General features: G+C 57.5%; 12 protein-coding genes. 10 read left to right on the top strand and 2 right to left on the bottom strand.

Going from position 1 to position 14,503, the window contains the following annotated elements; genetic code table 11:
• Window positions 1-51: 51 nt before the first annotated feature.
• From G340_RS0111400 to G340_RS0111355, 10 genes are all read left to right on the top strand, one after another.
• A complete protein-coding gene (locus G340_RS0111400) occupies window positions 52-915 on the top strand; it encodes a fructoselysine 6-kinase (RefSeq protein ID WP_020073787.1) in 864 nt (287 codons plus the stop codon).
• 29 nt (window positions 916-944) lie between these two features.
• Window positions 945-3,014, top strand: a complete 2,070-nt coding sequence (locus G340_RS0111395; RefSeq protein WP_020073786.1) for a hydantoinase/oxoprolinase family protein — start codon at window positions 945-947, stop codon at window positions 3,012-3,014.
• A complete protein-coding gene (locus G340_RS0111390) occupies window positions 3,011-4,756 on the top strand; it encodes a hydantoinase B/oxoprolinase family protein (protein ID WP_020073785.1) in 1,746 nt (581 codons plus the stop codon). Before G340_RS0111395 ends, G340_RS0111390 begins: the two co-directional genes overlap by 4 nt.
• Before the next feature lie 22 nt (window positions 4,757-4,778).
• A complete protein-coding gene (locus G340_RS0111385; RefSeq protein WP_326522389.1) occupies window positions 4,779-5,732 on the top strand; it encodes an ABC transporter ATP-binding protein in 954 nt (317 codons plus the stop codon).
• Between the two features lie 17 nt (window positions 5,733-5,749).
• Complete coding sequence (locus G340_RS0111380; RefSeq protein ID WP_020073783.1) at window positions 5,750-6,736, top strand: ABC transporter ATP-binding protein; 987 nt, start codon at window positions 5,750-5,752, stop codon at window positions 6,734-6,736.
• Window positions 6,733-7,692: an ABC transporter permease gene (locus G340_RS0111375; RefSeq protein ID WP_020073782.1), complete on the top strand. Its 960-nt coding sequence runs from the start codon at window positions 6,733-6,735 to the stop codon at window positions 7,690-7,692. The genes G340_RS0111380 and G340_RS0111375 overlap by 4 nt, the downstream gene beginning before the upstream one ends.
• A gap of 10 nt (window positions 7,693-7,702) precedes the next feature.
• The gene (locus tag G340_RS0111370; RefSeq protein WP_020073781.1) at window positions 7,703-8,536 is read left to right on the top strand and encodes an ABC transporter permease; all 834 of its coding nucleotides are present in this window, start codon (window positions 7,703-7,705) and stop codon (window positions 8,534-8,536) included.
• Between the two features lie 32 nt (window positions 8,537-8,568).
• Complete coding sequence (locus tag G340_RS0111365) at window positions 8,569-10,182, top strand: ABC transporter substrate-binding protein (protein WP_020073780.1); 1,614 nt, start codon at window positions 8,569-8,571, stop codon at window positions 10,180-10,182.
• Window positions 10,183-10,339: 157 nt separating this feature from the next.
• Window positions 10,340-11,311 (top strand): SIS domain-containing protein, encoded by a 972-nt coding sequence (locus G340_RS0111360; protein WP_020073779.1) that lies wholly within the window; start codon window positions 10,340-10,342, stop codon window positions 11,309-11,311.
• 175 nt (window positions 11,312-11,486) lie between these two features.
• Window positions 11,487-12,194: a GntR family transcriptional regulator gene (locus G340_RS0111355; protein ID WP_020073778.1), complete on the top strand. Its 708-nt coding sequence runs from the start codon at window positions 11,487-11,489 to the stop codon at window positions 12,192-12,194.
• 99 nt (window positions 12,195-12,293) lie between these two features.
• On the opposite strand, the gene G340_RS0111350 is transcribed toward G340_RS0111355, so the two are convergent.
• Window positions 12,294-13,292: a YeiH family protein gene (locus G340_RS0111350; protein ID WP_020073777.1), complete on the bottom strand. Its 999-nt coding sequence runs from the start codon at window positions 13,290-13,292 to the stop codon at window positions 12,294-12,296.
• 462 nt (window positions 13,293-13,754) lie between these two features.
• Complete coding sequence (locus G340_RS0111340) at window positions 13,755-14,324, bottom strand: 5-formyltetrahydrofolate cyclo-ligase (protein WP_020073775.1); 570 nt, start codon at window positions 14,322-14,324, stop codon at window positions 13,755-13,757.
• Window positions 14,325-14,503: the final 179 nt, after the last annotated feature.

The following is a 14,503-nucleotide window of genomic DNA, read 5'->3' as shown; positions in this document are numbered from 1 at the left end:
ATATAAACTTATATTAGTGATTGGCGCGGAACAAGAAAGAGGAGGATCAAAATGCTTCGAGTCATTGGGGTCGGCGATAACGTGTGCGACAAGTACCGGCATCTCGGTCTGATGTTCCCGGGAGGGCAGGCGCTGAATGTGGCGGTTTACTGCCGAATGAAAGGCTGTGACGCGGCTTATCTTGGGGTATTCGGAACGGATGCGGTCGCGGAGCACGTGATGAAAACGCTGACGCGCCTGCAGGTGGATTTTTCGCATTCCCGGCAGACGGAGGGAGAAAACGGCTACGCGGTGATCGATTTGGTGAACGGCGACCGGGTGTTTGTAACCAGCAATCGCGGCGGAGTGCTGCGGGAGCACCCAATTCAGCTGAATGAGGGGGATCTTGAGTACCTGGCCGGGTTTGATCTGATCCACACCAGCAACAACAGCTACATAGAGTCGCAGCTGCCGGCAATGGCGTCGCTGGGGCGGTTTGTTTCTTATGATTTCTCCGGCACGTGGAGGGACCGGGAACGCACGCAGAGCATCTGCCGGTGGGTAGACTGCGGGTTTCTGTCCTGCTCGGGCCTGACGCAGGAGGAGGTTCGCGAGCAGCTTACCGAAATCGTGCGCCTTGGCTGCGGGATTGCGGTGGCGACAATGGGCGGTGACGGCGCCATGGTGTGGGACGGCGAAAGCTTTTACCAGGCCAGAGCCAAGCCCGTGGAGGTGGTCGATACGCTCGGCGCGGGGGATTCGTACGCGGCGGGGTTCCTGATGGCCTACCTGACGGAAATCGTTCCGAAACAGCTTTCAAAGGGCAGCGGCGCGTACCGGGAGAAGATGGAGAAGGCGATCGCGGCGGCCTCGGAGCTTTCGGCCAAAACCTGTGGGCGGCCGGGCGCTTTTGGATTTGAAACCCAACTGGCATAAAAGTATAGATTTTTCGAGAGGTGACAAAGATGGGATACATGATAGGCGTCGACGTTGGCGGAACCTTTACGGATTTTTCCGTATTCGATTCCGAAACGAAAAGACTGTTTCACTACAAGCACAGCTCTACCCCGGACGATCCGTCCCGCTCCATCGTCAGCGGAATCCACTACATACTGGAAAGCGAGGGGATCGACCCGGTCGCGGTGGAATACCTGGCGCACGGAACGACCGTGGCGACCAACGCGCTGATTGAAAAGCGCGGCGCGCGCATGGGCCTGATCACCACCAAGGGCTTTAAGGATTTGATGGAGATCGGCAATCAGAAGCGGCCCTCCCTGTACGACCTGCTCAAGGAAAAGCCCGAAAGCCTGATTCCCTCCGGACTCAAATGCGAGGTGGAGGAACGCCTGCTGCACGACGGTTCCGTAAAAATCCCCCTCAATGAGGAGGATGTGCGAAAGGCCGTCCGGTTCTTTCAGGAGCAGAACGTGACCACCATCGCCGTGTGCACGCTGTTTTCCTTTATTAACCCGGCGCACGAGCGGCGAATCAGGGAAATCATTCTGGAGGAGTACCCCGGCGCGTATGTTTCCATCTCCAGCGAGCTGGTCAGCGAGTTCCGCGAGTATTCGCGCATGAGCACCACGGTGCTCAACGCCTACCTTGGCCCGGTTATGAAGAAGTATGTGGAGAATTTTCAGAACAGCGTACGGGAATCCGGAATCGCCGTGGCCCCCTATGTCACCCAGTCCAACGGTTCGATTATCTCCATCGCGGAAACGGTGGAATGCCCCATCAAAACCGCGGTGTCCGGCCCGAGCGCCGGTGTGGTGGGCGCAACCTACATCGGCCGCCAGTGCGGCATCGATAAAATCATTACGTTCGATATGGGCGGCACCAGCGCAGACATCAGCCTGATTAAGGACGGCAAGGCGCAGGTTTCGTATGAACGAATGGTGGAGGGCTACCCCGCCCGCATCCCCATGATCGATATTATCACGGTCGGCGCGGGCGGCGGCTCGATTGCCGCCATTGACGAGGGCGGCGCGCTCAAGGTGGGCCCGCGCAGCGCGGGCGCGGTACCCGGCCCGGCGTGCTACATGCGCGGCGGCGAAAACCCCACCGTTACCGACGCGAACATCCTGCTCGGCAAGCTGAACCGCCACAAGATTCTGGGCGGCCGCATGGATGTGGACTGGAACCTTGCTCACGACGCCATTCAAAAGAAGATTTCAGAGAAATCCGCGCTGAGCGTGGAGGACGCCGCGGCAGGCATTATTTCGGTCGTCAACTCCAACATGGTGCGCGCGATCCGCGTCGTTTCGGTTGAGCGCGGCTACGACGCCCGCGAATTTACGCTGATGGCCTTTGGCGGCGCTGGCCCTCTGCACGCCTGCGAGGTGGCCAGAGAGCTCGGCATCACTCAGGTTCTGCTTCCCCCCGCGCCGGGCACGCTTTGCTCGCTGGGGCTTTTGATGGCCGACACCCGGTTCGACCTGAGCCAGTCATATATTATGATCGCCGAAGCGCAGAATTTGTCGGAAATGAACCGCATCTTCTCGCAGCTTACCGAAGAGGGCGACAAAATGCTCGAAAACGAGGGCATCGCCAAGGAGGACCGCGCGTTCGTCTATTCGCTCGACTGCCGGTATGAGCGCCAGAACTATGAAATCACGGTGGAGATCCCCACGGGAGAGATCACCGAAGAGGTGCTCGCGGGTCTGGTGGAGCAGTTCCATCAGGAGCATGAGCGCTCCTACGGCTATTACGACCAGAAAAAGAAGATCCAGATGGTCAACTACCGCGTTGGCGCGATCGGCACCATCGACAAGCCCGACCTGAGCGAGCACCCTGTGGAGGAAAATCCGCAGGTTCCGGCCCCGGTAGAGGTTCGCAAGGTTCGGTTCGAGGGCTCTTCGGAGTATCTTGACACCAACATTTACCAGCGCACGCAGCTGCCCTGCGGCTGCACCGTCAGCGGCCCGGCGATTATTGAGCAGATGGATTCCACCTCCATTATTCCGCCCGGGTGGCAGGCGTATAACGACCCGTTCCTGAATCTGATTGTCACTTATCACGGAGGTGAAACGGCATGAGCAAACGTGTTGATGCAGTAACCGTAGAAATCATCGGCAATCTGCTGTTGTCCATTGCGGAGGAAACCGGCATCGCGATCATCCGCAGCGCATATTCCACGAACATTAAGGAGCGCCGCGACATTTCCACCGCGGTGTTCGACCCGGACGGAAATATGGTGGCGCAGGCCGAGCATGTCGCCATGCACCTCGGTTCTCTTCTGGGAATCGTACAGGAGGTTTACAAGCATTTCGACCGCTCCGACATTCGGGAGGGCGACATGTTCATCGGCAACGACCCATACAACGGCGGCGGCACCCATCTGCCAGACATTACCGTTGTCGCGCCGGTGTTCCACAGCGGCAGGCTGATCGGCTGGGTGGCCAATCTGGCGCACCACAGCGACGTGGGCGGCAAGGTGCCCGGCTCCACCTCCGGCGACGCGGTCAGTATTTTTCAGGAGGGCACGAAGATTCCGCTCGTGCGCATTTGCAGCGGCGGCGAGGTCTGCAAGGACATCGTCAGCATCATCATGGCGAACAGCCGCATCCCGAATGAGCGCTACGGCGATTTGCAGGCGCAGATTGCGGCCAACCGTGTGGGCCTGCGCCGCATGCTTGACGCTTACGACCGCTACGGAGACGTGCTGGTAGACAGCATGTATCAGCTGCAGGATTACGCCGAGCGCAAGCTCAAGGCGGGCATTGAGAAGCTGCCGGACGGCGTGTACCAATTTACCGATTATATGGACGACGCGGGCACCGCCTGCCCCGATCCGCTGAAAATTTGCGTGACGATCACCATTGCGGGCGCCAGCATGACGCTCGACTTCAACGGCACCGCAAAGCAGGTTCCCGGCCCGATCAATGTCACCTACAACGGCCTTTTGGCCACGGTGTTCTATTCGCTCAAGGCGCTCATCGACCCCACCGTTCCGTCGAACGCGGGCATTTACCGCGCGTTTTCTGTGGAGTGCGAAAGCGGCCTGCTGGTCAATGCGGAAAACCCCGCGCCCGTGGGCGAGCGAATCGATACCTGCCAGCGCGTGGCCGACGTGATTTTCGGCGCTCTGGCCCCCGCCGTGCCCGACCGGGCAATTGCCTGCTGCAACAGCTCGGTGACCTCGGCGATTTTCTCCGGGGCCGACCCCAAGGACAAAGACCGCTTCTTCGTGTATTTGGAGGTAGTCGCGGGCGGCTCCGGCGCCAGCCGCGACGCGGACGGCCTTTCCGGTGTGCAGGTGCACATGACCAACACCTCGAACCTGCCGGTGGAGGCGCTCGAAATGGAGTTTCCGCTGGTCACCGTGAACAAATATGAGCTGCGGCGCGACAGCGGCGGCGCGGGGCGCAACCGCGGCGGGCTCGGCATTGTCCGTGAATTTGAAATGATGTACGACGGCATCTCTTACACCGGTCTCGGTGACCGGCAGAAGATTCCGCCGTGGGGCCTGGAGGGCGGCCTTGCCGGCGAGGGCGGCGCTTACTATCTTGTCAAGCCGGATGGAACCAGTACCCGTCTGCCCTCCAAGTGCACCGATATCCCGCTTGAGCGGGGCGATGTGATCAGCGTGCAGACGCCCGGCTCGGGCGGGTACGGCAACCCGCTGGAGCGCGATCCCCTCCGCGTTCTGACCGATGTGATCGAGGGGAAGGTCTCCCCCGAGCGCGCGCAGGAGCTATACAGTGTATGCGTTGTAAAAAACGGCAGCGGCTGGGCTGTGGATGAGGAGAAAACCAAAAGACTCAGAGAAAAGCGGTGATGTTTGGATGGCCGAACCCCTGTTGGATGTTCAGAACCTGGAAATGGTGTTTGAAAATAAATATCAGGCCTTTACCGCCGTGGATCACCTGAGCTTTTCGGTGGAAAAGGGCCAAACCTTGGGCATCGTGGGTGAAAGCGGCAGTGGAAAAACCATGGCGGCCCTTTCCGTGATGAAGCTGCTTCCCAATCAGGGCAGGGTGTCCGGCGGAAAAATTCTGTTTGAGGGCAAAGACCTGGTGCCGCTGAAGGATAGAGAGATGCAGAGGCTGCGCGGCAGGGAGCTCGCGATGATCTTTCAGGATCCCATGATGTCGCTGGATCAGGTGTATACCGTGGGCAGCCAGATCGTAGAGGCGATTCTCACGCACGAGCCGGTGGGGAAAAAGCAGGCGGAGGAGCGTGCCCTTGCACTGCTCGCCGCCGTGGGGATCGCGCACCCGCAGCGGGTGTTCCGCAGCTACCCGTTCGAGCTTTCGGGCGGTATGTGCCAGAGGGTGATGATCGCTATTGCCCTTTCGTGCAACCCAAAGCTTTTGTTTGCCGACGAGCCCACCACCGCGCTCGATGTGACCGTGCAGGCGCAGATTCTGGATCTGCTGCGCAAGGTGCGCGACGAATACCAGATGGGCATCGTTTTGATTACCCACGATCTCGGTGTGGTTTCGGATATTGCCGACCGGGTGATTGTAATGTACGCGGGCAAATCCATGGAGGACGCGTCCACCGATGTGATCATGAATCACCCGGCTCACCCGTATACCATGGGGTTGATTCAGTCGGCTCCAAAGCTTGAGGAGCAGGTGGAACGCCTGCACAGTATTGAAGGCGCGGTTCCCGATATTCGGAGCATGCCGAAAGGCTGCCGGTTCTGTACCCGGTGTCCGCAGGCAAACGACCTGTGCCGCGAAACCGAGCCGCAGGCCAAAGAGATCGCACCGGGCCACTTTGTGCGGTGCCATTATGCGGGCAGCTAGGAAAGGGGGAATGCAGCTTGAATGAAGTACTGTTGGATGTAAAAAACGTTTCCAAAACCTTTCCTGTCAAAGCCGGGCTGTTTTCTTCGGCGAAGGGTGTGGTACACGCCGTAGACAATGTCAGCTTTCAGATTCACCGCGGCGAGAGCTTCGGTTTGGTTGGGGAATCCGGGTGCGGAAAAAGCACGCTCTCCCGCACCTTGCTGCAGCTGGTTCCGGCGGATACGGGCGAGATCTGTTTTAACGGCAAGAACCTGGCGGCGCTCTCTAAAAAAGAGATGCGCGCGCAGCGCGAAAGCATGCGCATGGTGTTTCAGAAGCCGTTTGATTCGCTGAACCCCCGCCAGACGGTGCGGCAGATCATTTCGGCCCCGATGCAGGTTCACCGCAAGATGAGCCGGCAGGAAATGGATGCCGAAGTGATGAAGCTGATGGACCTCGTCGGCCTCTCCCGCGGCTATGTAGACCGCTACCCCCACGAGTTTTCGGGCGGGCAGCGGCAGCGCATCGGCATTGCCCGGGCGCTCGCGCTCCAGCCGCAGCTGATCGTCTGCGACGAGCCGGTCTCCGCGCTGGATGTTTCGATTCAGGCGCAGATTCTGAATCTGCTCAAAGACCTGCAAAAGGAATTCGGGCTGACGTACCTGTTCATTTCTCATAATCTGGCGGTTGTCAAGCATATGTCGGACCGCATCGCCGTGATGTACCTCGGCTCCTTGGTGGAGGTAGCGAACGGGCCGGAGCTGTACCGGGCCGCAAGGCACCCGTACACGCAGGCGCTGCTCTCCGCGATTCCCGACCCCGGCAGCGGACAGAAACGCCAGCGCATCATCCTTACCGGGGATATCCCCAGCCCGGTCAACCCGCCCGCGGGCTGCCGGTTCTGCACCAGGTGTCCCAACGTGATGGAACGCTGCAAAACCGAGCGCCCGACGCTTCGTACCCTTGCGGACGGCGGGCAGGTCGCGTGTTTTCTGTATGAACAGGAGGGAGGAACGGCATGACCAGATTTATTTTGCGCCGAAGCGCGATTGCGGTGCTGCTCCTCTTCGTGGTTTCGAGCATCGTGTTTTTAACCGTTCATATGATGCCTGGCGACCCGGTGCTGCTGATGCTGGGCACCGATTCCAACCCCGACCCGCAGGCGGTGGAAGCGTTGCGCAGGGAACTGGGGCTTGACCAGCCGATTCTGACGCAGTATGCGAACTGGATGCTCCACGCCCTGCAGGGGAATTTGGGAACGTCGTACAGCGAGCACGTCCCGGTGATGCAGTCCATCGGGTCGCGGCTGCCCCGCACACTGGAGCTGGCGGGCGTTTCGCTGCTGCTCGCGTGCCTTATCGGCCTTCCGCTTGGGGTGCTTTCCGCCCTGCGGCGCGGAAAATTCTCCGATCTGGTGATGACGACCGGCGCCTCGCTTGGAACCTCCATTCCGGTTTACGTGCTCGGCTACCTGCTGATTATCCTGTTCTCCCTGAATGTGTTCGGGTGGAATATTCCCACACTGCCGTCGAGCGGGTATGTGAATTTCTCGAAGAGCCCCTCGGCGCACTTTCAGCGGCTGCTCTTGCCCGCGGTGGCGCTGGCCCTCGGGCTGGCCGCCTCGATCATGCGCATGACCCGTTCCTCCATGCTCGACGCGCTCTCCGCCGAATCGGTGCGGGCGCTGCGGGCCAAGGGCCTGCCGGAGCACAACGTCATCATCCGCCATGTAATCCGCAACGCCTTCATCCCGGTGGTGACGGTGATCGGATTGCAGATGGGTAACCTGATCGGCGGAACGGTGCTGTGTGAAACGGTGTTTAACTGGCCGGGACTCGCGACGCTTCTGGTCAAGGCCATCAACCAGAGGGATTATCCGCTGATTCAGGGCTGTATTCTGGTGATGTCCTCCGTTTTTATTTTGACCAATATGGTTGTCGACATCATCTACGGTGTGCTCGACCCCAGAGCGCGGTAGGGGGGATATTATGGATTTTCTGAAACGAAGCATGAAAAACAAGAAATTTGTGTTCAGCATGGTTGTTCTGGTGCCGCTGGTGTTTGTAATCCTGTTCGGCCCCCAGCTTGCGCCGAATGATCCGCTGGCAATGAATACATCGTCTGCGCTGGCTCCTTCCTCGTCCCAGTATCCGCTGGGAACCGACGAGTACGGCCGCTGCATTCTTTCCCGTTTGCTGGTGGGCGTGCGGCCCTCCATGACGGTGGCGCTGTTCGGCACGTTGGGCGCATTCGCCGCGGGGCTGCTGCTCGGCATCTTCGCCGGGTACCTCGGCGGCAAAATCGGCGGCGCGATCATGAGAGCGGTCGATGTGATCCTCTGCTTTCCGCCGATTCTGCTCGCGATGATGGTCGTGGGTCTGTGGGGAGCCGGGGTGCGCAACCTGACCGTGGTGGTGGCGATTTTGTATACGCCCCACTTTACCAGAATCGCCTATTCCTCCACCATCAAGGTGCGTAAAATGGAGTTTGTAGAAAACGAAATTTCCATCGGCGCTACTTTGAACCGGGTTCTGTTCGGTACAATTTTTCCCAACATTTTTTCTCCGCTGGTCATTCAGATCAGCCTGACCGTCTCGAGCGCGATTCTGCTGGAATCCGGCCTGAGCTTTCTCGGCCTCGGCGTGCAGCCGCCCGACCCCTCCTGGGGGCAGATGATCGGCGACGCGAGGAATTTCCTTTCGGTAGATGTGATGTACACGGTGTGGCCGTCGCTGTTTTTGAGCCTGACGATTTTGGCCACGAACCTGATGGGCGACGCGCTGCGAGATATTCTCGATCCCAAGCTGAGGGACAGCTTTTAATGATGAATCAGAGGATAAAAGGAGGAAAACAAATGAAAACAATCTGCAGGCGAATCCTGTCTGTGTCGCTGGCGGCCACAATGGCGCTCACCGCACTGTCGGGATGCTCGGAAAGCAAACCCAGCTCGTCCGGGGCGGTGTCCGGCGCGCCGGAATCCTCGGCACAGAGCCAGGCCGGCAAAAAGGATGAGCTCGTTGTGGCCATCAGCTCCGATGTTTCCACGCTCGAGCCCATGGTGCAGTCCGGCCAGGCGATCCGGCTGATCAAAACGTGCCTCTACCGCGGCCTGATGGCTTACCAGGCCGACGGGAAGATCGGCACGGAAATCGCGGATTCGTATGAGATCGGCAGCGACAACAAGACGTATACCTTTCAAATCAAAAAGAACGCCAAATTCCACGACGGCAGCGACATCACCGCCGAGGACGTCAAGTTCTCTCTGGAGCGCATTCTGGATGAGTCCGTCGGCGCGACCTTCCGCTCCGATTTTGTGAATGTGCTCGACAAAGTCGAGGCAGTGGACGCCAAGACCGTCAAGATCACCCTCAAGCAGCCCTGCGCACCGTTCCTCGATTACCTCACGCTGCCCGAGTCGGTGATTGTATCAAAGGCGTGGTGCGAGAGCCACAAGAACGACCTGAATGCAAGCCCGATGGGCAGCGGTCCCTACACGTTTACCTCCTGGGATAAGGGCCGTGAGATCGTTCTCACCGCGTTCCCGGATTTCTACAAGCCCGGCAAGCCCGAAACCAAAAGCATTCGCTTTGTCATCACACCCGACGCCACAACCAGAGCCAACGCCCTGCAGACCGGCGACGCAGACCTGATCGACTATGTGGCGGCCAAGGATATTACCGCGATGGAAAAGGACGACAGCTACAAGGTCTATGTCTCTGAGGCCCCGTTCATGTGCCTGCAGTTCAACGTCAAGAGCGGCCCGCTGGCCAACCCCAAGGTTCGCCAGGCCATTGCCTACGCGGTTGACCGTCAGGGCGTAATCAACACCGCCTTCATGGGCCGCGGCACCCAGATTTTCGGCTTCCCCACCCAGAAGGGGGAGAACGGCTACGACGGCAAGTATGACAACTACTTCAGCTTCGATCAGGAAAAGGCCAAGGCCCTGCTGAAAGAGGCCGGTTACCCCGACGGTTTTAAGATCAAGGTTCTGTCCAGCTCTACCTACGATATGCACAAGCAGACCGCCATTGTGGTGCAGGACAGCCTGAAGAAGATCGGCATCGACGCCGAGGTGGAGCTGCCCGACTGGTCCACCCGCATCGAGCGCTCCAACAAGGGCGATTATGAAATTCTCGTTTCCGGTACCGCCGGCAACATCGTCGATATGGACTGGACGACCAACTATTTTGAAAGCGGCGAGCCCAGAATGAACAGCTCTGCCTGGTTCTCCGATGCGGAGATCGACAGCCTGCTGAAGGAAGGGCGCACCACCATCGACGCGGCCAAGCGCCAGGAGATTTACGATAAGCTGAGAAAGCGCGTGCTCGATCTGTCACCGTTCGTATTCATCAATTACCGTGAACAGGCGTTTGCCAGCTCGAACAAGGTAGAGGGCTTTGCCAATCTGCCGGGCGTTCTCACCTACAACTCCGGCCTGACACTGGAGGACACTTTCGTAACCGAGTAAGCGAATGGATTCGTTCGCCGTGTTTTCCCCGCTTTCGGCGGGGAAAACACCCGAACCCAAGCAGATATTGGCGATAAAAATGGCAGGAACTTGTGCGCCGGCCGGGCCTGATATTCGGCGGGCCCGGTTCGGTGCGCAACAATGAGAGGAGATTTTTATGGAGATCAAGGAGATCATTGCGGACATCAAGGGGAAAATGGAATCGTCCGGTGGTTTGAAAAAGGTATATTTTGTCGCATGCGGCGGCTCGCAGGCAGCGATTTATCCTGCGAAATATTTGATGGAGTGTGAAGCGAAAAATATTGGAACCGGCATCTTCAACAGCAACGAGTTTGTTTACGCAACGCCCGAATCGGTCGACGACCGCTGCATCTGCGTGATCTGCTCACTGAAGGCCACAGCCGAAACTGTGGAAGCGGTCAAATTAGCGAATGCAAGGGGTGCTTACACCATCGCGATGACCGGGTTCCCCGATACCGCCATGGCCCAAAACGGCAAATATACGGTCGTCTATTCCAATGGGGATGATCAGGTCTATTCCGAGGCGAACCAGGCGCTGGCCTTAAAGCTTGCGTTCGAGATTTTGTATCAGTTTGAGGGCTACGCCCACTACGACGCGGCAATGCAGGCATATGGAAAGCTCGATTCGATCGTTGCCGGGGCAAAAGAGAGCATGCTGCCCGCCGCAAGGGCTTTTGGCGAGCGGTACAAGGATGAGGAGATTTTTTACGTAATGGGCAGCGGCCCGCTCACCGGCACGGCCTACACCATGGCGTGCTGCCATTTGATGGAGATGCAGTGCCGCCACGCGGTGATGCTGCACAGCGGGGAGTATTTTCACGGCCCGTTTGAAACGACGGATAAAAAATTGCCGATCATTCTGCTGATGAGCACGGGAAAAACGCGTTTTCTGGATGAGCGGGTGCTGAAGTTTTTGAAAACCTATGCGGAAAACTACACGGTCATCGACGCGGCGGACACCGGGCTTTCTCAAATCGACAGCAGTGTTTCGGAGTATTTCAATTCCGCCGTTATGATTCCGCTCGAGCGCTTCTTCGTTTTGCAGATGGCGGAAATCCGCGGGCGCTCCATGGATGACCGCCGCTACATGTGGAAGGTGGAATACTGATTTTTTCTGCTTTCGTCGGCTGTCAGACGGGCGAATTGCCTCAGTTGTACTTGAATATTCCCGTTTCATGAAGTACACTAAAAGGGATATATGGGATTGGGGCGAAGCTGCTTTGCGCTTTCATTCCTTCAATACAAATCGGCCGAAGGCAGGCTTGCATAGGGAGAGATTCGGAATGTTGAAATCGAAGGCGATTACACCCTTGTATCAACAGTTGATGGATAAGCTGAAGGATCAGATCGGCTCCGGGTACTATCAGCCCGGGGACCAGCTGCCTTCTGAAGTGGATATGGCCAAACAGAACGACGTGAGCGTCATCACCGCCCGCAAGGCGGTAAACGAGCTGGCCGCTCTCGGTTTTGTGGAGAAAAAGCAGGGGAAGGGTACCTTTGTGGCGATTCCGAAATATTGGAGAGATTACCGCAGAATCATGGGATTTTCGGAATCCTGCCGAATGGCGGGGCTGACCGCGGGCAGCCGCCTGCTGGAGCATAAGCTGGTTGTGCCGCCGGTTAAAATCGTGCAGTCCCTCGGCCTGCCCGCCGGGTCGCAGACGGTGTTTATTTCGCGCCTTCGGTTTGTCAATTCGGAGCCTATGGCGATTGAAAACAGCTATTTCTCCTTAAAATATGCTTTTTTGCTGGAAGAACCGCTGGACGGTTCCCTGTTTGAGGTGCTCAGGGAGCGCGCGAACGCAGTCGTGACAAAATCGCAGAAGCAGATTGAAATCTGCCGCGCCACTTCTTCGGAGGGCAAGCTGCTGAATATCAGCAAGAACGACCCTCTTCTTTTGGTAAAGAGCACGGCCTATCTCGAAACCGGCGAGCCGGTTTATGTCTGCTCGCAGATCATCAATGGAGAGCGGTTCACGCTGTATCTGTAGGGTACATACGGTCAAATCAGCTTTTTCACCGTAAAAAAGAGAGAGAAAAAGAGGTGCGCACAGCGGTTGCTGTGCGCACCTCTTTTTCATGAGAACAGATCAGAACAGGCCGCCGGGCAGACCGTACTGCACGGCAAGAGAAGTGACCGCCAAAATCGCCCAGCAGGAGAAGCCGAGCACCACCGGCCGCCAGCCGTGTTTGACCAGATCGATCAGATTGGTGTTCAGGCCGATTGCCGCCATTGCCATGACGATCACAAATTTGCCGAAGGAGGCGAGGGACTTTCCCATTCCCGCCGGGAGGGGAAGAAAGGTGTTGATGACCGCCGCCGCGACAAAGCCCAGAACAAACCACGGAAAAATCTTTGCAAAGCTGTAATTGGCGCTGCCCGTGCGGGACTGCCGCTTTGCCGTGTAAAAAGCGAGCACCAGCGTGACGGGGATGATCATCAGCGTGCGCGTCAGCTTGACAATAACCGCCAGATTGCCTGCCGCGTCGCTGAAAGTGTAGCCCGCCGCCACAACGGAGGAGGTATCGTTTATGGCGGTGCCGGCCCACAGGCCGAAGTGGAAATCCGACATCTGCATGGTGTGGCCCAAAAATGGGAACAGGAACGCCGCAATCACATTGAAAAGGAAGATCGTCGAGATGGAACGCGCCACGTCTTCGTCCTTTGCGCCGATGACGGGGGCCGTTGCCGCGATGGCCGAGCCGCCGCAGATCGCCGTACCCACGCCGACAAGGATATTCGTATCGCGGTCAACCTTCAGTGCCTTGCCGACCAGATATGCCCCCAGAAACGTGGCAGTAAGGGTAAAGGCCATCAGCAGCAGGGTCTGGCTGCCGGCCTGAAAAATCTGGAACAGGTTCATGTCGAAGCCCAGCAGAATAATGGAATACTGCAGCAGCTTTTTCGAGGTGTACGTGACGCCGCTCTGAAATGCCGGCGGGCGCTTCCAGAAGGCCAGCAGCATACCGAACAGGATGCCGAGCACCGGACTGCCGATTACGGGAAATTGTTGGCCCAGAACCCAGGCCGGTACGGCGATGATCGCCGCCAGCGAGATTCCGGGCAGTTTTTTGATGACTGAATCCATGAACTACCACTCCTTATGTTATCTGCTGATCAGCAGATATTCTATCTTTTTCATTTGTTTTCTGAATGCGGAAAACAATTTTTCGCTCACGGAGAAAATCACCTTTTCTTAAAGGTGAAAAAGCTTTAGCGGATTTCCTCGCGCGGAAATTTCTGTTGGTGTAGTACACGCTTGCTTGTGCCGAAGCCCGGGTCTTACTTTCTATGCCTGCTTATTATAACGCCGACCAATCAATAAGTAAAATATGATTATTTTATCTTATCGATTATATATTTCTTATAGTTAGAAATGCGCAGCTCAAATCCCCTGTCTTCCAGAGGTGGGTAAATCCGCTGCTTCGAGTTGCAAAGCTCTTGGACCCGCTCAAAATCTTTGATTTCGTCAGCGGGGCGGATTCTTATCAATAAAAAAGCAGCCCGTTTGGGCTGCTGAAAAAGCGATTGTGAGAACCGCCGCGAAGGATTATTTGCGGGAAAAACAGCCGGCCTCGGTGATCACGACCGGGATGGCGATATCGTGCGCCTCTGTCGGAATCTGCTCGCAAAGCAGGCGTTCCCGGCAGATCAGAACCGAGCGGAAGGACGCCTGCCTGAGAAAGCGGTCATAATAGCCGCCGCCATAGCCCAGCCGGTTCCCTTGCCTGTCGCACGAAACGCAGGGGAGGATCGCGAAATCAATTTCTGCCGGGGGAACGAGCGTGCTGTCCGCAGCGGGCTCCAGAATTCCCATCATGCCGCTGTGCAGTTCGGCAAGTGAATGAATTTCCCGCGCTTCCATGATCCCTTTGCCGATGCAGAGTGGAATCGCGACGCGCTTGCCGTCGGAAAGCGCCTGCTCAATCAGGGGGCCGGTGTTGATCTCACTGGCAGTACCGACAAAACAAAATATCGTTTTTGCCGTTTGGTAGCAGGGGTGACGGAAGATATTCTGCAAAATCTCTCGATCCGATTTTTCCATATAATCGGGCGTCAGTGCCGCAATTCTTTGTTTGAGCTCGGCACGCAGTTTCTTTTTTTCCTCCGGAACAGACATAAGGAACCTCCTTTTCTGCTGTAAGGCGCGCCCCAAAAGCGCCGCCTGCCTTAGCATAGCATGTCTGCGGTTCGATTGCAACCGGCATATCAACAGGGCGCCGGGAAAGCTGCGCAGCCGCAAAATGGTAAAACGATTTTGCTCCCTGTGTTGCCGTGTACCCTTAGGGGTACTGTGTG

The organism is Faecalispora sporosphaeroides DSM 1294 (genome assembly GCA_000383295.1).
Taxonomy (GTDB): domain Bacteria; phylum Bacillota; class Clostridia; order Oscillospirales; family Acutalibacteraceae; genus Faecalispora; species Faecalispora sporosphaeroides.
The sequence above is the reverse complement of the archived record's forward strand: the minus strand, read 5'-3'. Positions and strand labels throughout refer to the sequence as shown.

Excerpts from the sequence above, each read along its gene's own strand:
- G340_RS0111375 (WP_020073782.1), top strand. The coding sequence starts at position 6,733 with ATGACCAGATTTATTTTGCGCCGAAGCGCGATTGCGGTGCTGCTCCTC.
- G340_RS0111355 (WP_020073778.1), top strand. The coding sequence starts at position 11,487 with ATGTTGAAATCGAAGGCGATTACACCCTTGTATCAACAGTTGATGGAT.
- G340_RS0111395 (WP_020073786.1), top strand. The coding sequence starts at position 945 with ATGGGATACATGATAGGCGTCGACGTTGGCGGAACCTTTACGGATTTT.
- G340_RS0111370 (WP_020073781.1), top strand. The coding sequence starts at position 7,703 with ATGGATTTTCTGAAACGAAGCATGAAAAACAAGAAATTTGTGTTCAGC.
- G340_RS0111350 (WP_020073777.1), bottom strand. The coding sequence starts at position 13,292 with ATGGATTCAGTCATCAAAAAACTGCCCGGAATCTCGCTGGCGGCGATC.
- G340_RS0111360 (WP_020073779.1), top strand. The coding sequence starts at position 10,340 with ATGGAGATCAAGGAGATCATTGCGGACATCAAGGGGAAAATGGAATCG.
- G340_RS0111340 (WP_020073775.1), bottom strand. The coding sequence starts at position 14,324 with ATGTCTGTTCCGGAGGAAAAAAAGAAACTGCGTGCCGAGCTCAAACAA.
- G340_RS0111365 (WP_020073780.1), top strand. The coding sequence starts at position 8,569 with ATGAAAACAATCTGCAGGCGAATCCTGTCTGTGTCGCTGGCGGCCACA.
- G340_RS0111400 (WP_020073787.1), top strand. The coding sequence starts at position 52 with ATGCTTCGAGTCATTGGGGTCGGCGATAACGTGTGCGACAAGTACCGG.
- G340_RS0111390 (WP_020073785.1), top strand. The coding sequence starts at position 3,011 with ATGAGCAAACGTGTTGATGCAGTAACCGTAGAAATCATCGGCAATCTG.